The sequence below is a fragment of the Kluyvera sp. Awk 3 genome (genome assembly GCF_028069715.1).
Classification (GTDB): domain Bacteria; phylum Pseudomonadota; class Gammaproteobacteria; order Enterobacterales; family Enterobacteriaceae; genus Kluyvera; species Kluyvera georgiana_A.
On the sequence record NZ_JANEWH010000005.1, the window covers coordinates 22079 to 40859 of the forward strand.

The following is an 18781-nucleotide window of genomic DNA, read 5'->3' on the forward strand; positions in this document are numbered from 1 at the left end:
GATGAAAAGTGAATAGGAACAGCAAAATATGTTGTTTTTTTTCATTACATGATCGGTGTCGTATTTTAACTGACACCGTTCGGGCGAAAGAACGAACAAAACTGGCCAATTGCCCTGACTATACGGCGATGATGGTTCCGAATTGTGCGATCGAAGGCGGTCAAAGCCGTTAAAGGGTTTCGGCAATTTCGTAAACACAGTACAGTGCACCGTAAGAAAATTACAACGATACCCGTCGTTTTCATGAAAACCTGAACGGCGACGGGTAGATAGCCTGGCATAGAACCGGGATTATAAACTGAGGAGAATGACATGGCGGTAACGCAAACGGCCCAGGCATGCGATCTGGTCATTTTCGGCGCGAAGGGAGACCTGGCCCGCCGAAAACTGCTGCCTTCCCTGTATCAGCTGGAAAAAGCCGGCCAGATTAATCCGGACACCCGCATTATCGGCGTAGGCCGTGCAGACTGGGATAAAGCGGCATACACCAAAGTTGTCCGCGAAGCGCTTGAAACCTTCATGAAAGAGAAGATTGATGAAGGCTTGTGGAATACCCTCAGCGCGCGTCTTGATTTCTGCAATCTTGATGTGAATGATGCGCCGGCGTTTTCGCGTCTTGGCGAGATGCTTGATCAAAAAAATCGCATCACCATTAACTATTTCGCGATGCCGCCTAGCACCTTTGGCGCCATCTGCCGCGGTCTGGGTGAAGCGAAGCTGAACGCCAAACCGGCGCGCGTCGTCATGGAAAAACCGCTGGGCACCTCGCTGGAAACCTCCCGCGAGATTAACGACCAGGTGGGTGAATACTTCGAAGAATGCCAGGTTTACCGTATCGACCACTATCTGGGTAAAGAAACGGTACTCAACCTGCTGGCGCTACGCTTTGCCAACTCCCTGTTTGTGAACAACTGGGATAACCGCACTATCGATCACGTGGAAATCACCGTGGCCGAAGAGGTCGGTATTGAAGGCCGTTGGGGGTACTTCGACCAGGCCGGTCAAATGCGCGACATGATCCAGAACCACCTGTTACAGGTTCTGTGCATGATTGCCATGGCGCCTCCTTCAGATTTAAGTGCTGACAGCATCCGCGATGAGAAAGTGAAAGTCCTGAAGTCTTTGCGTCGCATTGACCATACCAACGTGCGTGAAAAAACCGTCCGTGGACAATACACCGCTGGTTTTGCGCAAGGGCAGAAGGTGCCGGGCTACCTTGAAGAAGAGGGCGCGAACAAATCCAGCAACACCGAAACCTTCGTTTCCATTCGTGTGGACATTGATAACTGGCGCTGGTCGGGCGTGCCGTTCTACCTGCGCACCGGTAAACGTCTGCCGACCAAATGTTCAGAAGTGGTTGTGTACTTCAAAAACCCAGAGCTGAATCTGTTCAAAGAAACCTGGCCTGAGCTGCCGCAGAACAAGCTGACTATTCGTCTGCAGCCGGATGAAGGCGTGGATATTCAGATTCTTAACAAGGTTCCGGGTCTGGAGCACAAGCATAACCTGCAGGTGACCAAGCTGGATCTGAGCTACTCCGAGACCTTCAATCAGACGCATCTGGCCGATGCCTACGAACGTCTGCTGCTGGAAACCATGCGCGGCATCCAGGCGCTGTTCGTACGCCGCGATGAAGTGGAAGAAGCATGGAAGTGGGTCGATTCCATTACCGAAGCCTGGGCTAGCGATAAAGACGCGCCGAAACCGTATCAGGCGGGAACCTGGGGGCCGGTGGCATCCGTCGCCATGATTACTCGCGATGGCCGTTCCTGGAATGAGTTTGAGTAAGGCCTGACGGTAATCCAGAAGTGTTATTTTACCGGTAACATGATCTAACACAGCAAGTAGTGCTATTTTTGCGCATTTAAGCCCCGGGAGGATTCACCCCCGGGGCTTTTTTTATTACACTGCGAATAGACCTTTGCCTCTGAGCTGCGCTATACGGGCATTTATTGATTTGTCAGCCCTATGTAAACACCGTCGTGAGCCGCAGCCTGGACAGAAAAAATTTAAGGAGCCTTTATGAACTCTGCAATGTTACGGGTAACAAGTCGCATTATCGAACGCTCTCGCGATACGCGCGCGGCTTATCTGGCACGTATCGAACAAGCCAAAACTGAAACGGTTCACCGCTCTCAGCTCGCTTGTGGCAACCTGGCGCACGGTTTTGCCGCCTGTCAGCCAGACGATAAAGCGTCGCTGAAAAGCATGTTGCGTAACAATATCGCGATCATCACCTCCTATAACGACATGCTTTCTGCCCACCAGCCTTACGAACACTACCCGGACGTGATCCGCAAAGCGCTGCATAGCGTGAATGCGGTGGGGCAGGTTGCAGGCGGCGTGCCGGCGATGTGCGACGGGGTGACGCAGGGTCAGGACGGGATGGAGCTTTCGCTGCTGAGCCGCGAAGTGATTGCCATGTCCGCTGCGGTGGGTCTGTCTCATAACATGTTTGACGGCGCGCTGTACCTTGGCGTGTGCGACAAAATCGTCCCAGGGCTGGCGATGGCCGCGCTGTCATTCGGCCACTTGCCGTCTGTCTTCATTCCGTCAGGCCCCATGGCCAGCGGCCTGCCGAACAAAGAAAAAGTACGCATCCGCCAGCTGTACGCGGAAGGGAAGGTTGACCGTAACGCGCTGCTCGAATCCGAAGCCGCGTCGTACCACGCGCCGGGCACCTGTACCTTCTACGGCACCGCCAACACCAACCAGATGGTGATTGAATTTATGGGCATGCAGCTGCCGGGTTCTTCCTTTGTTCATCCGGATGCGCCGCTGCGCGCCGAACTGACCGCCGCCGCGGCGCGTCAGGTCACCCGCATGACCGGCAACGGTAATGAATGGATGCCGCTGGGTAAAATGATTGACGAAAAAGTGGTGGTCAACGGTATCGTGGCGCTGTTGGCGACCGGCGGTTCGACTAACCACACCATGCACCTGGTGGCGATGGCGCGCGCGGCGGGCATTATCATTAACTGGGATGATTTCTCCGACTTGTCAGAAGTGGTACCGCTGATGGCGCGTCTGTATCCGAACGGCCCGGCCGATATCAACCACTTCCAGGCAGCGGGCGGCGTGCCGGTGCTGGTGCGCGAGCTGCTGAAAGGCGGGCTGCTGCACGAAGACGTGAACACCGTCGCCGGTTTTGGCCTGTCTCACTACACCATGGAACCGTGGCTGAACGAAGGCAAGCTGGACTGGCGTGAAGGCGCCACCGCGTCGCTGGATGACAACGTCATTGCTACCTTCGATAAACCGTTCTCAAAACACGGCGGCACTAAAGTGCTGAGCGGCAACCTTGGCCGTGCGGTGATGAAAACCTCCGCGGTGCCGGTTGAAAACCAGGTGATTGAAGCGCCTGCCGTAGTTTTTGAAAGCCAGCATGATGTTCTGCCAGCCTTTGAAGCGGGCCTGTTGGACAAAGATTGCGTCGTGGTTGTGCGCCATCAAGGGCCAAAAGCGAACGGGATGCCAGAATTACATAAACTTATGCCGCCACTTGGTGTATTATTGGACCGCTGTTTCAAAATTGCGTTGGTCACTGATGGACGACTGTCCGGTGCATCCGGTAAAGTACCGTCAGCGATTCACGTAACGCCTGAAGCCTATGACGGTGGCCTGCTGGCAAAAGTACGCGATGGCGACATGATCCGCGTGAACGGCCAGACCGGCGAGCTAACGCTGCTGGTTGATGACGCTGAACTGGCCGCACGCCAACCGCATATTCCCGATCTGAGCGCTTCGCGCGTGGGGACAGGCCGTGAACTGTTTGGCGCATTACGGGAAAAACTGTCCGGTGCGGAACAGGGCGCAACCTGTATTACCTTTTAAGATGACACGTTTTGTAGATCTGGCGAGAGAATATTTCTGATGAAAAACTGGAAAACAACGGCTGAAGCAATCCTGACCACTGGCCCGGTAGTCCCGGTAATCGTGGTTAACAAGCTTGAGCACGCAGTACCGATGGCAAAAGCGCTGGTTGCCGGTGGCGTTCGCGTACTGGAAGTGACGCTGCGTACCGACTGCGCGATGGACGCTATCCGCGCCATTGCGAAAGAAGTTCCGGATGCTATCGTGGGCGCGGGTACCGTGACTAACGCACAGCAGCTGAAAGAAGTGACCGACGCTGGCGCGCAGTTTGCTATCAGCCCGGGCCTGACCGACGAACTGCTGAAAGCGGCTACCGCAGGCACTATCCCGCTGATCCCGGGTATTAGCTCTGTTTCTGAACTGATGCTGGGTATGCAGCACGGCCTGAAAGAGTTCAAATTCTTCCCGGCTGAAGCGAACGGTGGCGTGAAAGCGCTGCAGGCGATTGCAGGTCCGTTCTCTCACATCCGTTTCTGCCCGACTGGCGGTATCTCTCCGGCTAACTACCGTGACTACCTGGCGCTGAAAAGCGTGCTGTGTATCGGCGGTTCCTGGCTGGTTCCGGCAGACGCGCTGGAAGCTGGCGACTACGATCGCATCACCAAGCTGGCTCGCGAAGCGGTTGAAGGCGCGAAGCTGTAAGGTGTCTGCTATACCCGGTCTGATGATCGGGTAAGCAAAAGAAGGGCGGGTATGCGTGAGCAGCCCGCCTTTTTTCTTATCCCTGAATAACGACGGCTGCCGCAGCGATTTTGGCGCGTTCAACGGCATCTTCAACGCTATCGCCGGTGGCCAGCGCTACCCCCATGCGGCGTGAACCAGCGATATCCGGCTTACCGAACAGCCGCAGTTGCACACCCGCGCCGAGCGCATTCTGCACGTTATCAAAGGTCACGTTGTTACTGGTCAGCGTTGGCAGCAGCACGGCAGAAGCGGAAGGGCCATACTGGCGAATGGTGCCAACTGGCAAGCCAAGGAAAGCACGCACATGCAGAGCGAACTCTGAAACGTCCTGCGAAATCAGCGTGACCATTCCGGTATCATGCGGACGCGGCGAAACTTCGCTAAACACCACATCGTCGCCACAGACAAACAGCTCAACGCCGAACAGGCCGTAGCCGCCGAGTGCCAGCACCACCTCGCGCGCGATTGCCTGCGCGCGCTCCAGCGCCAGCGCGCTCATCTGCTGCGGCTGCCAGGATTCACGGTAGTCGCCATCTTCCTGACGGTGGCCGACTGGCGCGCAAAAGTGCACGCCGTCTACGGCGTTAACGGTCAATAGGGTAATTTCAAAATCAAAATTGACGACCCCTTCGACGATTACGCGCCCGGCACCGGCGCGGCCGCCTTCCTGCGCGTACTGCCACGCCTGAGCGAGCTGGTCTTCACGGCGAATAAAGGTCTGGCCCTTGCCGGATGAGCTCATCACCGGTTTCACGATGCACGGTAAGCCGATGTCGGCAACCGCCTGGCGAAACTGGGCTTCGCTATCGGCGAAGTGATAGGCGGAGGTTGGCAGCTTGAGGAGTTCGGCCGCCAGGCGGCGAATGCCTTCGCGGTTCATGGTCAGTTGGGTGGCCCGTGCGCAGGGCACGACATGCTGACCTGCCTGCTCCAGTTCAATCAGCATATCGGTGGCGATAGCTTCAATCTCCGGCACGATATAGTGCGGTTTTTCCTGCTCAACCAGCGCTTTCAGCGCCGCGCCATCGAGCATGTTAATTACATAAGAACGATGCGCGACGTGCATCGCCGGGGCGTCGGCGTAGCGGTCAACGGCAATGGTTTCGATACCCAATCGCTGGCATTCGATCGCCACTTCCTTGCCTAACTCGCCGGAACCCAGAAGCATTACGCGCGTCGCAGCCGGACGCAGAGCTGTGCCTAATAACGTCATTTTACCTATTCCACCGTCTCACGAAAATTTGCCGCATTATAAACGAAAACGTTTGCGTGTGTCTCGTTGTCGGCAATCGGGCCGCGCTATCGCTGGATATTTGCGCATCTTTATGTGGAACAGACATATCCTGACATCAGCTCGCTTAGGCTGAGCATCTCACATATTTATACTGGAGGTCGTATGTCAGGCTGGCTTAATCAACTGCAGTCTCTGCTGGGGCAAAAATCGGGTAGCGGTAAAAGCGACCTCAGCCAAATGCTGGTGCCCGGCGCATTAGGCGGCCTTGCTGGGCTACTATTGGCCAGTAAGTCGTCCCGAAAAATGCTGGCGAAGTACGGCACCGGTGCGTTGCTGGTGGGAGGCGGCGCGGTCGCTGGCAGCGTGCTGTGGAACAAGTATAAAGATAAATTACGCGCAGACCCGCAAACCGCCAGCCAGTACGGTGAAGCGCCAGCGCCGCTGGATGTGCGTACCGAACGCTTGATTCTGGCGTTGGTCTTTGCGGCGAAGAGCGATGGACATATTGATGCCAAAGAGCAGCAGGCCATTGAACAACAGCTGCGTGAAGCCGGCATTGAAGAGCAGGGGCGTGCGATGATTGCGCGGGCGATGGAACAACCTCTCGACCCTCAGCGTCTGGCAAGAGATGTGCATAATGAAGAAGAGGCGCTGGAACTGTACTTCATCAGCTGTGCGGCGATCGATATCGATCATTTTATGGAACGCAGCTATCTGAACGCGCTGGGCGAAGCGTTGAAACTGCCTCTGGAGGTCCGTGAGGGAATAGAACGCGATTTACAGCAGCAAAAACAGCAACTTTAATGCGTTTTATCACCGCTTTTGCTTGCATCATTGTTTAATTTGTCCACCCTTATAGGGTGTGACTAAAACAGAAGAATAACGAGATGCCGCCAAAAGCAAAACGGATCCCTCACGCCATGACCTTGCATGGCGATACGCGCATTGATAACTACTACTGGCTGCGCGATGACACGCGCGCCAGGCCCGCGGTTATCGACTATTTACAGCAGGAAAACGCCTATGGCCGCCAGGTGATGTCATCCCAGCAAAGCCTACAGGATCGCGTGCTGAAAGAGATTGTTGACCGAATCCCGCCGCGAGAGGTTTCCGCCCCTTACATTAAAAATGGCTATCGCTATCGCCAGGTCTTTGAGCCGGGGCGTGAATATGCCCTTTATCAACGCCAGGCGCTGGGAGAAGAGTCGTGGTCGCTGCTGATTGATGAAAACAAGCGCGCGGCACACAGCGAATTTTATACCCTTGGAGGGCTAAACGTTGCTCCCGACAATAATCTGCTGGCGGTAACCGAGGATTTCCTCTCGCGCCGCCAGTACGGTCTGCGGATTCGTCATCTGGAAAATGAGACCTGGTTACCGGAGGTGATTGAAAATGTTTCGCCGGGCGTGGTGTGGGCCAATGATTCTCGCTCGCTCTATTACGTACGCCAGCACCCGACGACGCTACTGCCGTGGCAGGTGTGGCGTCATCAGATAGGGGAACCCGGTACCCAGGACGAGCTTATCTATGAAGAGCAGGATGACACGTTCTACGTCAGCCTGCATAAGACATCGTCACGCCAGTTCGTGGTGATTGCGCTGTCCAGCGCGACGACCAGCGAAATGCTGCTGGTGGATGCCGATACCCCGGACGCGAAACCACAGACATTTTTAGCTCGCCGTAAAGATCATGAATACAGTCTTGATCACTACCAGGGGCATTTCTATATTCGCTCAAACCGCGAAGGTAAAAACTTTGGCCTCTACCGGGGCGTAAACGGGGAAGAGGGGGAGTGGCAGACGATAATCGCCGCGCGCGATACGGTGATGCTGGAAGATTTCACGTTATTCCGCGACTGGCTGGTTGTGGAAGAGCGTCAACGCGGATTAACCAGCCTGCGGCAGATTCACCGGCAAACTCATCAGGAGACGGCCATCGCCTTTGACGATCCGGCCTATGTCACCTGGATTGCCTATAACCCGGAACCGGAAACGGCCTGTTTGCGCTACGGCTACTCGTCGATGACCACGCCGGATACCTTGTTTGAGCTTGATATGGACAGCGGCGAGCGTCGCGTGCTCAAGCAGCAGGAGGTGAAAGGCTTCGACGCCAGTCGTTATCGCAGCGAACGCTTGTGGGTAACTGCGCGAGATGGCGTAGAGGTGCCGGTTTCGCTGGTCTATCGCCATGAGCATTTTCGTCGGGGTAAAAATCCGTTGCTGGTCTACGGCTATGGCTCTTACGGCGCCAGCATGGACGCCGATTTCAGCAGCAGTCGTCTGAGCCTGCTCGATCGCGGTTTCGTCTTTGCTATCGCTCACATTCGCGGTGGCGGCGAACTGGGGCAGCAGTGGTATGAAGACGGCAAATTCCTCAAAAAGCACAACACCTTTAACGACTATCTGGATGTCTGCGATGCGCTGCTGGCGAAGGGCTATGGCGCGCCGAATTTGTGCTATGGCATGGGCGGTAGCGCTGGCGGCATGCTGATGGGCACCGTTATCAACCAGCGACCCGAACTGTTCCACGGCGTAGTCGCGCAGGTACCGTTTGTGGATGTGCTGACCACGATGCTGGATGAGTCGATTCCGCTCACTACCGGCGAGTTTGAAGAGTGGGGCAATCCGCAGGATGAAACCTACTATCGCTATATGAAATCCTACAGCCCGTATGACAACGTACAGCCGCAGGTTTACCCGCACCTGTTGGTCACCAGCGGGTTGCATGACTCGCAGGTACAGTATTGGGAACCGGCAAAATGGGTGGCCAAACTACGCGAACTTAAGGTCGACGATAACCTGTTGCTACTGTGTACTGAGATGGATGCCGGGCACGGCGGTAAGTCCGGGCGCTATAAGAGCTATGAAGGGGTCGCGCTGGAGTATGCCTTCCTGATTGCCCTGGCGCAGGGAACCCTGCCAGGACAATCAGAGCGTTAGCTATTGGCCGAGGTAGTGCTTCAACGTTAAACGCAGTTCCGGGCTCATGCGGTCGAGGTTGTTAAACAGCCAGCGCAGGTAGCCCGGATCGTTTTTTGCCACTTCCGCCACTTCCTGTCCGCGGTATTTACCGAAGGTAAAGGTGCGCAACAGCGCGGGGCGCCCGGTGACGTCAACCATCTGTTCCGGCGTCCAGCCAGAGGTTTGTATGATATCGATAAGCAGTGCGGCGGTGATGTAGCAGTCATACAGCGCGCGGTGGTGATGTAGCCCCGGCGGTGTGGCTACGTTCAGCTTGCGGGATTTGTATAACGCCATATTGCTGTACTTAATTCCCGGCCACAGGCGACGCGCCAGTTTCATGGTGCAAATCCACTCGCCATCCATCTCCGGCAACACGCGGCGGTCAAAGCTGGCGTTATGGGCGACATACCAGGGGCTTCCCTGGTAGAACGGCACGACGTCTTCAATCCATGGTTTATCGGCGACCATTTCTTCGGTAATCCGGTGGATCGCCATCGCTTGCGCGCTGATAGGGCGGTCGGGGCGAACCAGGTGACTCATCGGGTTGACGATTTGCCCGTCAATAACATCGACGGAGGCAATCTCCACGACGCCTCCTTGCAGGTCACAGGTTTCGGTATCAATAACGCGCAGCATGGCGAACTCCCGGCCAAAAGGACTAGCGTAATGGAATGATCTCGCCTTGCCAACCCTGAGCGCTTTTTCTGCCGGTGAGCAGCAATTCTCCGCTGTCGGCCCGAACGATCAACTGGCCATTCTCATCCCACAGCGCGCTGCCTCCGGAAAAGGTTCCGCTGGCGTAATTCGACTTCAATACCGCGATGGCGTACTTATGCGCAAACCGCTGCAGACGTTGGGTGATACGCTGCTGCTGTGGTTCCGCCATGCAGCTGACGGTCGCCAGCAGCGAGGCCTGAGGGGAAAGCTCACAACCTTCGTGGTTTAGCTCAAAGACGCTGACCTGATCCGATTCTGGCGCCAGGCAAGTACCGTGCCCCTGCTGTTGCTTTATCGGCGCATCGGCATCGGGCGCGAAAATCACGATTCCCTTAATACGTTTTCCCGCGTTCTCTACTGGCAGCCCGGCAATGATGGTCATCCGGTGGCGCTGCGCAGCATCGCGCAGCGGTTGCAGCTGGCTATCACATGGGGGCGCGGGGAGCGTGTGCTCGTCGTTGGGGCCGGTAAGGGAGAGTTCAGGAAAGATGAGCACTTTACACGCCTGTTCGGCTGCGGCATCAATAAAGCGCAAATGGTGGGTGATGTTATCTGCGATATCTCCCCTTCGGGGAGCATATTGCGCTGCAGCAATAGTCCATGTCAGCATCGTTGCGTCCTTCAACACGTTGTCAGCGAGTTTTATTCCGGACAATAGTAACAAGTCTGATGTAAGGAATTGTAACTAACAGTAATAATTATTTCTGTTTCGGCTCGTGCGGCAGACGGGAAAGGTTTACCGATGCTAAACGATGCGCAATGAGCCGCTCGCGAAACCAGTCGCGCAGATGCGCTGGCTGTTCACGCTCGACGACTTCGGCTACAACCGGCATGTTATATCGCTCTTTGAAGGCAACGCCCGCTGCGGCAAGATCGACGTTAACTTTATCCATTTCCTGCTGAGGCAGGGCAGCCAGATTGGTTTGCATGGTTTTCTCCTTGGGAATACGCGCAAAAGTTACTAAGAGTCTCGCAAAATGGCAAGTCCGGAGGGCGCTCATCTCGACGTGAACATTATACAGCGTTATTCTTTGACTTATATTGATAACAAAAGGGAATGATGGAAATGAAATTCACCGTGCCTCGCACGCTCTGCGCTACACTGCTTCTTCTGAGTGCCTTCGGCTCCTCGCCCGTATGGGCTCACGCTCACCTGCAACAACAAACACCTGCCGCCAATGCTGAAATCACGTCGACGCCGCAAACGCTGACGCTTAATTTTTCTGAAGGTATTGAGGCTAACTTTAGCGGCGTTAAGCTGATCGGCCCGGAGCAACAGGTTGTTGACACAGGTAAGGCGACGCGTAGCGAAAATGACAAAACGCAGCTGATTGTTCCGTTATCCCAAACGCTGACGCCTGGTCTGTATACCGTTGAGTGGCACGTGGTGTCGGTTGACGGGCACAAAACGAAAGGTCAGTACCAGTTTAGCGTGAAGTAACCATGCTAGCGGCACTCTATACTGGTCTGCGATTCATCCATTTTGCCTCGCTGATGGTGGCCTTCGGCTGCACGCTTTACGCGGGCTGGTGGGCGCCATCTGAACTACGCCGACTGTTGATACAGCGTTTTTCCCAGCTGTTGCGTAGCTCGTTAGGGCTGAGTGTGCTGTCGGCTATGCTGATGCTGGTGGCGCAAGGTGGGCTAATGGGGGAGGGGTGGTCAGACACCTGGCGCCCGGAGGTCTGGCAGGCCGTACTGCATACGCAGTTTGGCAGCGTCTGGCTGTGGGAAATCGTGCTGGCGTGGGTGGCGCTGGGTATAGCGTGTGTACAGCCACGGCAGATGATGCGGCGACTTTTGCTTCTGTGCGTCGCGCAGTTTATTCTGCTGGCTGGCGTTGGCCATGCGGCGATGTATGAAGGCGCCGTCGGGGTGGCACAGCGCATTAATCACGCCGCGCATCTACTTTGCGCTGCGGCGTGGGCCGGCGGGCTGGTCCCCTTTTTGTACTGTTTGCGGTTGGCAAAAGGCCGCTGGCGCAAGCTCGCCATTACGACGATGATGCGTTACTCCCGTTATGGGCATCTTGCCGTGGCAGGTGCGGTAGCAACGGGGCTGGTCAATACCTGGATGATTCAGGGCGGTTTCATGGCCTCGACCCCGTACGGCGTTGCGCTGTGGGTGAAAGTGGGATTAGTCGCACTGATGATTATCATGGCGCTGTTTAACCGCTATTTACTGGTGCCGAGGATGACGGCGGCGAATGGATGGGCGCAGCGTGTCTTTTTACGTACCACGCAGGTGGAAATTGTTTTGGCGGCGCTGGTGCTGGCGTGCGTCAGCCTTTTTGCCACCTGGGAACCTTTTTAATTGAACTGGCGAATTATGAAAAAGATTATTCTCTCTTTGTTGTTGTTAACCACTGCCAGCAGCGCGCTGGCAGCGCAGGTCATTACCGTCAGCCGCTTTGAGGTGGGAAAAGAGAAGTGGGCATTTAATCGCGAAGAGGTCATGCTGACTTGCCGTGCGGATAATGCGCTGTATGTGATTAACCCGAGCACACTGGTGCAGTATCCGCTGAACGATGTGGCAGAGCAGCAGGTAAAGGCCGGTAAGACTCAGGCGCAGCCGTTGAGCGTAATTCAGATTGACGATCCGAATCAGCCCGGGGTGAAAATGAGCCTTGCGCCATTTATCGAGCGCGCAGAGAAACTTTGTTGATACATAGCAAATCTCTTTAATATTCAATAAAAAACCGCAACTATTCTCGCTGAATGGTTGCGGTTTTTTTTATGCTATGCCGTTTATTCGACGAAAATTTTCCACTCACCAGGCCTGTGGACTGGAAAAGCTGTCACGGTCATCTATTCTTATAAAGCAAGGCGACTTAGCCTGCATTAATGCCAACTTTTAGCGCACGGCTCTCTCCCAAGAGCCATTTCCCTGGACCGAATACAGGAATCGTATTCGGTCTCTTTTTATGTATCTTTCTTTTCAGCAACTTACGGATGCGTGTCCGAAAATGTCCGAAAATTGCCCGAAATCCCATATTCGGTGTTTCCTGTTATATCATACAGCCTTGAGCGTTCACAATTCATTTACAAATAAAAGTTAAATCATCACGTACTCTTTTTTCCTGCTGTCCAGATACTTCTCGGTCATCTTCTCAGATTTGTGGCCAAACAGCTTCTGGGCGAACTCCTTTCCAAACTCCTTCTCATACATTCTCCCCGACAGGCTTCGAATCTCATGAAATGACGGGGGATTTTCCGTAAATTCCAGCCCCGATAAATTTCGCGCTTTCACAAAACCTTTTGTCAGACTATCAAGATTGATGTTGCCTTGCGGACTATTCTTCCGGATGCCAGGGCTTATAAGGAAGTTGGAGCGGCTTACCAGTCGGCAGCGATCAATCACTGTGGACAGGCGTAATCCTGCTGACTTCAGTGTCAGGGATAACGGGATAGCCAGACAGGCTCCGGTTTTTTGCTGCTCAATGTAGAGCCGCTCGTCTTTGATGTCTGTGAATTGCATCATGGCGACATCCTCTCGCCGCTGGGCGGTCACAAGCGCAAGATCCATCGCGAGGCCGAACCACGCCGGCATATGCTCGGCGCCAGCCCGAATACCCAAATACGTTTCATATTCCAGGCGCTCGCGCTGCACTTCGATTTTTGGTGCGCGAGTTGGTGTGACCGGGTTGGTTTCAATCCGACCTTCGACAACGGCCTCACGAAACACATCCGACAAAACTGAGCGCATAGTGCCCGCCATAGTAGTCTTTCCGCAGGAAACCCAGCGCTCCAGAAATTCAGCGATATCTCTGGTGGTTATGCTGGCCAGAACGGTGTTACCGAAATGCTCCCCGATGGTTGCCAACTGGCCGGTACGAACTTTATAGGTATTAGCTGCAAGCTTACGGCGCTGCAGGATAACTTCGTATCTGACCAGCCAGTTCGCCATGGTGTATTCATTAACCCCTTTTAATTGTTCGAGCAGGGCGATGGGCGTGTAGTTCTTTTCAATGTAGTGATTCGCCTCAATGGCTTGGGCTATCGCATCCCTGCGGGAAATTTTGCCAAGCGAGATCTCCTTCCCGTCGACAGGATTACGCCAGGAATAGGATTTCCTGGCTTTACGGTAGGTCAGGTTCCTTGGCAGATTGGCATCATACTTGTCCGGCCTCCCCATCGATAATCCTCTCTATCAATCGCCCTTTCAGCGGGTACTTGCTTTGGTTGGTAGTTACAGTTTTGCAGTATTTATTTGGCCTGATAAAAATGGCATCCGGTCGGACCCGATATTTCGTGCCTTCTTTTTCCGGTGGTGGGTATATGTTTCCGCTTCTTGCCCATTTTCTCAAAGTGCCTATTGGCGGCGGATCTTCATAACGAAGCTCTGCCCAACGCTCTAGCGATACGAGTTTCACATTCACCTCGATAGCCAGCTGCTACTTTAGGCGCAGCAGCCGACGTTGTTTGATTTTTGAAAATCAGTTTGCAGTCAGACGCTGCCAGATTGCCGATACGTACTTTGCCTGGTGGCGGGCGTCGGCCAGCGCGTTGTGTTTGTCTCCCTCAAACGGAATGGAATAGCGTGGATTGATGCCGACGGCTTTACCCAGTTCGACAATGGTTCTCACATCGCGGTCGTTGAAGAATTTCCACGGACAGATGATCCCGGTGCGTTCATAGGAGCGACGCATAAGCACGTTGTCGAACGTTGCGCCATTGCCCCAGACCTGGACGGACCCGGCACCGCCGGCAGCGTTCTCGCAGATAAACTCGTTAAACTGGAGCAGGGCGTCATCCAGGGGAATGGCGTCGTCCATGACGATTGCCGCGCGCGCTTCGGAGGACTGTTTCAGCCACCAGATTATGGTGCCGGCGTCGGGGATACCTCCGGAGGCCATTGCTGACTCGAGGCTGATGACTTTGTAGAACGCCGGGCCGTATGCGCCAGCGCCCGGGTTAAAGAACACGGCGCCGATGGACACGACAGGGGCGTCAGGGTTAGAGCCCATCGTCTCGACATCGATCATCAGGTGGGGGAATTCCTGACATTCAACACCGTCATCATTATGATGACCGGAATCAGTATTCAGGGCAGTTGTTTGCTCAACAGCTGCAGCATCGCCTTCAGCTGGCAAATCTGTTGCCTGGCTTTCTGGTACCGCTGCCGGAGTTTTGTTTTCGACGCTGACAGTCTCTTCCATCTGCACATTGCTGGTGGTCTCCACTTCTTCTTTTTCGCCATTATTTGAGGCGTTTTTAATCAGGTTTTCGTGTACCCACTTCGGATCGCCAGGGTCACTGATACCAGGTACGTATTCGCCGCGGTCAGCAGCCAACTGCTCATTGATTTCTTTCCCGGATGGTTGAGTCACTTCTGCTGCCATTGGCATAGGTGAAGAGGACCGGCCACAGGCGATGTCCACAATCAGCTCATCCGGGTGCGCATGGTCAGTTTCCGTCATCACTTTATTGAGGTATTCACGGTGCCGGAATGGAGACTCCCAAAGACCACCCGGTGTAGTTTTCACCGTGGCTACGTTGCAGGCGCGCGAATAGTCCAGCCCGCCAGGCATGGAGACAAAAAGCTCTCTGGTAGCCAGAAATTCTTTGTTCTCCATTTTGTTCATCATGTCATTGGCGAGAAACTCCACTGTCAGAGGAACGTTATAGATATCGAATTCCTGGTTCCGCGCGAGGATGCCAAGTGCAATTTCGTATTCAAGCCCAAGGATGGTTTGTGGTGTCAGACGGTCTGAATGAATCACTCCGCCCGCGTTCGCGCCGCTGGGTGTACGCTGCACGGAAGTGATACGGTTTCCTTTCGCCCATTCGCGCACCAGTATCCCGCGATCAATATGCTCCGTTGCCAGCCAGAGCTTCGAGAACTGAATGACGCGCGTCAGCTCATGATGCAGGGCAGGGTCGAATACCGTTTTTACTGCGTCGGTATATTTCCACAGCAGCGCGTTACTGAGGGTATCCAGCTCCTTGACGTTGCTGGCCGCCAGCAACAGGTTCTGGACATAGTGGTTGTCGGTGTCCAGAGAGAGCTCGATGATCTGGACGCGCTGCGCGTGCCGGATGTGGTGAGCCGTAGAAGTGGAGATAAACTCCGCGAGCAGCCGTCGGCTGAAAGTCATTTCAGCGACAGCGTATTCAGTACGGTCGGTGTCGCCTTCCTCGATAACCAGGTCCGGGTCGAATGGCTCCGGGATGGGTTGCGCCGCCGCTGATGTAGGGGTAGTGTCCGGCGCTGCTGGCGCTGCTGGCGCTGCTGGCGCTGCTGGTTGTTCAGCGCTGACAATCTTCTTCCAGTTATTGCTGTCGCCGTCCAGCTCGTAGCGGTCGCACCAGGTACTATCAAGTTTGCCTTCCTCCGGCATATCGTCAACGACGAACCAGTTTGTCCGGATCGGCAGCTGGTAGTCGGCGCCGCGGCCGGTTTCGATGCCGTTGTCTTCCAGAATATTGAGGATTTCGCGGTCAGCGCGAGAATCAGATTTAGAGGAAAACCAGCAAAACAGGCTTTTGGCCTCGGTTGCTTTGGCTCTGGCTTTGATGAGATACGCATAGTTGTTCATTGCGTTCGGGCTCCTTGAGGTTGTAAGATACCCGGCAGCTGATGATTGCCGCCTCGGTAGTGGTCATTGGTCAAAACTCGATTCCGGAAAGCTTTGGTCGGCTGACCGGCGTACTAACCCGCCTTGCGCGGGTTTTTGCGTTATAGAGGGATGCGCCCGTATCCCGGGTTATCCTCTATCGCGTCGCTGAGGATGGTTTTTACTTCGCAGTCGGGTAACAGCGTCATCGCCAGCCTGATGGCTGTCGCGAGACCATCGGCCGCATCTTCATGCTTACTGGCGCGACGTTCCGCTTCCTCCGCCTGTTCTTCGACGGCGTCCATTTCGAACTGATGCTCCTGCCATAATTCGGTCGTCACATCGTCTTCAACTTCTTCCCGCAACGCCTCTTTCACTTCTAGAACGGGCAAAACACCAATCAGCTGTTCTGCTGGTGCAGTGCTGAATCTGAGAGCAAGGTCATTTGCTGACATGATGCCTCCGGAAAAAGAGCCCGCCACCAGACGGGCTAAAAGAACATTTTTCCAACTTAACCAGATCGGGGTCGTCTTCCTCTCTCTGGTTGCGATGGCGGTATTACCATCACGATGCCCCGTGCACTGAGCATCAGGCTGGCAACAGCCATTGGTCAAAACTCGATTAAGAACGAACTGCAGGCTGTTGGTCGGCAGCCGGATTTCCTTTCTGTGCCAGCACGTAGCAGATGCGGCGAACGATAGCCCAGAAGATGGGCAGGCGAACGGCCTGGTGCCGAGCCGGTTTGCGTTCTAAATCAATCATAAAAGTCCCCTCTGCAATCCACATAATTGCGGTTGTGTTAACATCGGATTGCCGGATTTTTACCCGTGTCCGGCGCACGAACCCTACCTCACCGTAGGGAACTCCATAACTTCAACCCCATGGAGGGTAAGGCTCATGACAAAAGAAGAAAAAGTCATGTTTTTAATGCGTCTTGCTGTCGATACTCACTCAGCTTTTAGAGCGGCTCAAATCGCCTCTCCTCGCTCTAACTCTATTTCCCGTGATCCTATGAATGAGATCGAAGAAATTTATGTAAAATATGAGGAGTTCCTAGACAAAAAACTCGAGTCCGGTAGCTGGTAATGATTTTTCAATAATTGCCATTACCCAACGTAAATTTTCGGGAGTGGGCTTAACGCCACGAGCAGAGAGCTCACTCTCTAAAATTTTCAATATTTCGGCGCTAATGGTTAACAACTCGGGTTCACGCGTTTTTCTGTCCATTACTCCTCCAATTACTGCCTTTAACGCCAGGCTGGCGGAACGTTTTTCACCTGACAACGATGCGCTTGTTGTCGATGAATAGACGATACAACCAATAGTTCGACGTGTAAAGCGGAAAGAACTATAAGTTCCATTTTGAGGCGAAAAAAAGGCACCTGAACGCGGTACCTATTAGTTTGAAGTGAAGATTGAATAACTATTTTTTAAGATCGTTGATGATATCGAATACGTCATTTTTAAGAAGTGCCATTTCTTGTAGCACACCCTTCGTATGGATAATCAGACGGAGTTTTTCCGCTTCAGGCAACTGATTAAACAAAGAAAGCAGGGTCTCTTCTTTTTCATCGAGAATGCGTGGTGGCGGTGGATTTTCTTTCCCGTCCGCACCGTCACTACCTGGTTCCATGAAGAACCAATACTCAGGGCGCCCAGTGACTGCCGCCAGGCGTTTTAGGCGTTCTCCGCTCGCAACGGAAGAACCACTGGCCCACTTCCTCACAGCGGTGTGAGAAAGCGTAACGCGTCGAGACAGGTCAGCTATGCTCCAGCCGTTTTCTTCCATCACTTGATGGATTCTTTGGGCAAACACAGGGTGAGGAATTTTATTCATTTTTCCATTTTACAACCATCGGTTTAACAATTCATTAGAACTGTTGGTTTGATTTTTTGTTGGAACCTAAAGTTTTAAGTGCTATTCTCCAATCACCCAAACATGCAAACGGTATGGAAAATGGACAATCAAGTTAAAGAAAAAATCAGCAGTTTAATGTCGCAAGTTAGCATCGGAGAGCGCTTCGGTATTTCATCACAAGCTGTTGGCAAATGGCTCAGAAAAGGCTCTATACCTCCGAGACGTATTTTGCCTCTATGCCAGATTCTTAACTGGCAGGTGACACCGCATGAGATCGATCCCCTTGCATACCCCAATCCGACAGACGGTTTACCGAAGAAGGACTCATGACCATGCAATCCATCACTGTAGATCAGCATAGTCAGCGGAAAGCTATTCCCCTGAAAACGCAAAATCAGAATGCACCGCGCCGCCGGGATTCAATACGTCGCCGCGCTATCCATGATGCCGTTCGCGAGTGGGAGGCCAGCATACCCGGTCAGGCGCAGGAAAAGATTGCCCTGCTGGTGGCCGAGCAGTGGCGTGCCCTGGGCGGGCGGGGGATCACTGTCAACAAGCAGAACCTTTTCCGCTACCTGAAGAACGAAAACAACACCGACAAATACACCGGCTACGTCATGCAGCTGTCGGCTGCGATCGCCGAGGCGATGCCTATCGAGATCGCCAGAAAGCATGGACTGAAGCAGGGGATGACGGAATCCGAGCTGGTGGCCAGCGCGGTGAAAGAGTGCAGCGAGGCGCATCAGGCAAAGCTGATTGGCGCGCCGCTGCAGAAGCTGGAGAAGGAGATTAGAGAAGCAGCAATTGCCCTTTTTAACTTGCTGCCCGCTGATGCTGCCGGGCCGCTACTGGCAAGTATCGGCGCCGTGGCGCCGCAGTGTTTTTAATCGAGTTTT

General features: G+C 54.1%; 21 protein-coding genes. 11 read left to right on the top strand and 10 right to left on the bottom strand.

The window, feature by feature from the left end:
• The first annotated feature begins 312 nt into the window (after window positions 1-312).
• From zwf to NNN71_RS02310, 3 genes are all read left to right on the top strand, one after another.
• Window positions 313-1788 (top strand): glucose-6-phosphate dehydrogenase, encoded by a 1476-nt coding sequence (gene zwf, locus NNN71_RS02300; protein WP_064544716.1) that lies wholly within the window; start codon window positions 313-315, stop codon window positions 1786-1788.
• 234 nt (window positions 1789-2022) lie between these two features.
• Window positions 2023-3834: a phosphogluconate dehydratase gene (gene edd, locus NNN71_RS02305; protein ID WP_271457760.1), complete on the top strand. Its 1812-nt coding sequence runs from the start codon at window positions 2023-2025 to the stop codon at window positions 3832-3834.
• Window positions 3835-3873: 39 nt separating this feature from the next.
• Entirely contained in the window at window positions 3874-4515 is a 642-nt protein-coding gene (locus tag NNN71_RS02310) for a bifunctional 4-hydroxy-2-oxoglutarate aldolase/2-dehydro-3-deoxy-phosphogluconate aldolase (RefSeq protein ID WP_064544721.1), read from the top strand.
• A gap of 76 nt (window positions 4516-4591) precedes the next feature.
• Here NNN71_RS02310 and purT read toward each other — a convergent pair whose 3' ends face one another.
• Window positions 4592-5770, bottom strand: a complete 1179-nt coding sequence (gene purT / locus NNN71_RS02315; RefSeq protein ID WP_271457761.1) for a formate-dependent phosphoribosylglycinamide formyltransferase — start codon at window positions 5768-5770, stop codon at window positions 4592-4594.
• Between the two features lie 183 nt (window positions 5771-5953).
• Here purT and NNN71_RS02320 point away from each other — a divergent pair, with 183 nt between their 5' ends.
• Together NNN71_RS02320 and ptrB are read left to right on the top strand one after the other, a co-directional pair.
• The gene (locus NNN71_RS02320) at window positions 5954-6595 is read left to right on the top strand and encodes a tellurite resistance TerB family protein (RefSeq protein ID WP_163447981.1); all 642 of its coding nucleotides are present in this window, start codon (window positions 5954-5956) and stop codon (window positions 6593-6595) included.
• Window positions 6596-6678: 83 nt separating this feature from the next.
• Window positions 6679-8730, top strand: a complete 2052-nt coding sequence (gene ptrB / locus NNN71_RS02325) for an oligopeptidase B (RefSeq protein ID WP_271457762.1) — start codon at window positions 6679-6681, stop codon at window positions 8728-8730.
• On the opposite strand, the gene exoX is transcribed toward ptrB, so the two are convergent.
• The 3 genes from exoX to NNN71_RS02340 all read right to left on the bottom strand — a co-directional run bounded on the left by exoX (window position 8731) and on the right by NNN71_RS02340 (window position 10400).
• The gene (gene exoX, locus NNN71_RS02330; RefSeq protein ID WP_163447983.1) at window positions 8731-9390 is read right to left on the bottom strand and encodes an exodeoxyribonuclease X; all 660 of its coding nucleotides are present in this window, start codon (window positions 9388-9390) and stop codon (window positions 8731-8733) included.
• Window positions 9391-9412: 22 nt separating this feature from the next.
• Complete coding sequence (locus tag NNN71_RS02335; RefSeq protein ID WP_167575575.1) at window positions 9413-10081, bottom strand: carbon-nitrogen hydrolase family protein; 669 nt, start codon at window positions 10079-10081, stop codon at window positions 9413-9415.
• 88 nt (window positions 10082-10169) lie between these two features.
• Window positions 10170-10400: a DNA polymerase III subunit theta gene (locus NNN71_RS02340; RefSeq protein WP_271457763.1), complete on the bottom strand. Its 231-nt coding sequence runs from the start codon at window positions 10398-10400 to the stop codon at window positions 10170-10172.
• A gap of 137 nt (window positions 10401-10537) precedes the next feature.
• Between NNN71_RS02340 and yobA the strand changes: the two genes are divergently transcribed.
• The 3 genes from yobA to NNN71_RS02355 are packed head-to-tail and all read left to right on the top strand — an operon-like array spanning window position 10538 to window position 12135.
• Window positions 10538-10912 (top strand): CopC domain-containing protein YobA, encoded by a 375-nt coding sequence (gene yobA, locus NNN71_RS02345; protein WP_271457764.1) that lies wholly within the window; start codon window positions 10538-10540, stop codon window positions 10910-10912.
• A 2-nt stretch (window positions 10913-10914) separates the two neighbouring features.
• Window positions 10915-11784, top strand: a complete 870-nt coding sequence (gene copD, locus NNN71_RS02350; protein WP_271457765.1) for a copper homeostasis membrane protein CopD — start codon at window positions 10915-10917, stop codon at window positions 11782-11784.
• A gap of 12 nt (window positions 11785-11796) precedes the next feature.
• Window positions 11797-12135, top strand: coding sequence for a YebY family protein (locus NNN71_RS02355; protein WP_163448017.1), 339 nt, complete (start codon window positions 11797-11799; stop codon window positions 12133-12135).
• 390 nt (window positions 12136-12525) lie between these two features.
• Here NNN71_RS02355 and NNN71_RS02360 read toward each other — a convergent pair whose 3' ends face one another.
• From NNN71_RS02360 to NNN71_RS02380, 5 genes are all read right to left on the bottom strand, one after another.
• On the bottom strand, window positions 12526-13605 hold the full coding sequence (locus NNN71_RS02360) for a tyrosine-type recombinase/integrase (RefSeq protein ID WP_271457766.1): 1080 nt from the start codon (window positions 13603-13605) through the stop codon (window positions 12526-12528).
• Window positions 13583-13849, bottom strand: a complete 267-nt coding sequence (locus NNN71_RS02365; RefSeq protein ID WP_333909570.1) for an excisionase — start codon at window positions 13847-13849, stop codon at window positions 13583-13585. Before NNN71_RS02365 ends, NNN71_RS02360 begins: the two co-directional genes overlap by 23 nt.
• A gap of 57 nt (window positions 13850-13906) precedes the next feature.
• Window positions 13907-16009: an exonuclease gene (locus NNN71_RS02370; RefSeq protein ID WP_271457767.1), complete on the bottom strand. Its 2103-nt coding sequence runs from the start codon at window positions 16007-16009 to the stop codon at window positions 13907-13909.
• Between the two features lie 140 nt (window positions 16010-16149).
• On the bottom strand, window positions 16150-16482 hold the full coding sequence (locus tag NNN71_RS02375) for a hypothetical protein (RefSeq protein WP_271457768.1): 333 nt from the start codon (window positions 16480-16482) through the stop codon (window positions 16150-16152).
• 166 nt (window positions 16483-16648) lie between these two features.
• A complete protein-coding gene (locus tag NNN71_RS02380) occupies window positions 16649-16789 on the bottom strand; it encodes a hypothetical protein (RefSeq protein WP_271457769.1) in 141 nt (46 codons plus the stop codon).
• Between the two features lie 135 nt (window positions 16790-16924).
• Between NNN71_RS02380 and NNN71_RS02385 the strand changes: the two genes are divergently transcribed.
• Window positions 16925-17113: a hypothetical protein gene (locus NNN71_RS02385; RefSeq protein WP_271457770.1), complete on the top strand. Its 189-nt coding sequence runs from the start codon at window positions 16925-16927 to the stop codon at window positions 17111-17113.
• Between the two features lie 337 nt (window positions 17114-17450).
• On the opposite strand, the gene NNN71_RS02390 is transcribed toward NNN71_RS02385, so the two are convergent.
• On the bottom strand, window positions 17451-17864 hold the full coding sequence (locus tag NNN71_RS02390; RefSeq protein WP_271457771.1) for a helix-turn-helix domain-containing protein: 414 nt from the start codon (window positions 17862-17864) through the stop codon (window positions 17451-17453).
• Between the two features lie 120 nt (window positions 17865-17984).
• Between NNN71_RS02390 and NNN71_RS02395 the strand changes: the two genes are divergently transcribed.
• Together NNN71_RS02395 and NNN71_RS02400 are read left to right on the top strand one after the other, a co-directional pair.
• Window positions 17985-18215, top strand: a complete 231-nt coding sequence (locus tag NNN71_RS02395) for a transcriptional regulator (protein ID WP_271457772.1) — start codon at window positions 17985-17987, stop codon at window positions 18213-18215.
• Window positions 18216-18217: 2 nt separating this feature from the next.
• Entirely contained in the window at window positions 18218-18772 is a 555-nt protein-coding gene (locus tag NNN71_RS02400; protein WP_271457773.1) for a toxin YdaT family protein, read from the top strand.
• The last annotated feature ends 9 nt before the right edge of the window (window positions 18773-18781 follow it).

What these genes read in the sequence shown, in the direction of transcription:
- zwf (WP_064544716.1), top strand. Translation starts at nt 313, where the DNA reads ATGGCGGTAACGCAAACGGCCCAGGCATGCGATCTGGTCATTTTCGGC.
- edd (WP_271457760.1), top strand. Translation starts at nt 2,023, where the DNA reads ATGAACTCTGCAATGTTACGGGTAACAAGTCGCATTATCGAACGCTCT.
- NNN71_RS02310 (WP_064544721.1), top strand. Translation starts at nt 3,874, where the DNA reads ATGAAAAACTGGAAAACAACGGCTGAAGCAATCCTGACCACTGGCCCG.
- purT (WP_271457761.1), bottom strand. Translation starts at nt 5,770, where the DNA reads ATGACGTTATTAGGCACAGCTCTGCGTCCGGCTGCGACGCGCGTAATG.
- NNN71_RS02320 (WP_163447981.1), top strand. Translation starts at nt 5,954, where the DNA reads ATGTCAGGCTGGCTTAATCAACTGCAGTCTCTGCTGGGGCAAAAATCG.
- ptrB (WP_271457762.1), top strand. Translation starts at nt 6,679, where the DNA reads ATGCCGCCAAAAGCAAAACGGATCCCTCACGCCATGACCTTGCATGGC.
- exoX (WP_163447983.1), bottom strand. Translation starts at nt 9,390, where the DNA reads ATGCTGCGCGTTATTGATACCGAAACCTGTGACCTGCAAGGAGGCGTC.
- NNN71_RS02335 (WP_167575575.1), bottom strand. Translation starts at nt 10,081, where the DNA reads ATGCTGACATGGACTATTGCTGCAGCGCAATATGCTCCCCGAAGGGGA.
- NNN71_RS02340 (WP_271457763.1), bottom strand. Translation starts at nt 10,400, where the DNA reads ATGCAAACCAATCTGGCTGCCCTGCCTCAGCAGGAAATGGATAAAGTT.
- yobA (WP_271457764.1), top strand. Translation starts at nt 10,538, where the DNA reads ATGAAATTCACCGTGCCTCGCACGCTCTGCGCTACACTGCTTCTTCTG.
- copD (WP_271457765.1), top strand. Translation starts at nt 10,915, where the DNA reads ATGCTAGCGGCACTCTATACTGGTCTGCGATTCATCCATTTTGCCTCG.
- NNN71_RS02360 (WP_271457766.1), bottom strand. Translation starts at nt 13,605, where the DNA reads ATGGGGAGGCCGGACAAGTATGATGCCAATCTGCCAAGGAACCTGACC.
- NNN71_RS02370 (WP_271457767.1), bottom strand. Translation starts at nt 16,009, where the DNA reads ATGAACAACTATGCGTATCTCATCAAAGCCAGAGCCAAAGCAACCGAG.
- NNN71_RS02375 (WP_271457768.1), bottom strand. Translation starts at nt 16,482, where the DNA reads ATGTCAGCAAATGACCTTGCTCTCAGATTCAGCACTGCACCAGCAGAA.
- NNN71_RS02380 (WP_271457769.1), bottom strand. Translation starts at nt 16,789, where the DNA reads ATGATTGATTTAGAACGCAAACCGGCTCGGCACCAGGCCGTTCGCCTG.
- NNN71_RS02385 (WP_271457770.1), top strand. Translation starts at nt 16,925, where the DNA reads ATGACAAAAGAAGAAAAAGTCATGTTTTTAATGCGTCTTGCTGTCGAT.
- NNN71_RS02390 (WP_271457771.1), bottom strand. Translation starts at nt 17,864, where the DNA reads ATGAATAAAATTCCTCACCCTGTGTTTGCCCAAAGAATCCATCAAGTG.
- NNN71_RS02395 (WP_271457772.1), top strand. Translation starts at nt 17,985, where the DNA reads ATGGACAATCAAGTTAAAGAAAAAATCAGCAGTTTAATGTCGCAAGTT.
- NNN71_RS02400 (WP_271457773.1), top strand. Translation starts at nt 18,218, where the DNA reads ATGCAATCCATCACTGTAGATCAGCATAGTCAGCGGAAAGCTATTCCC.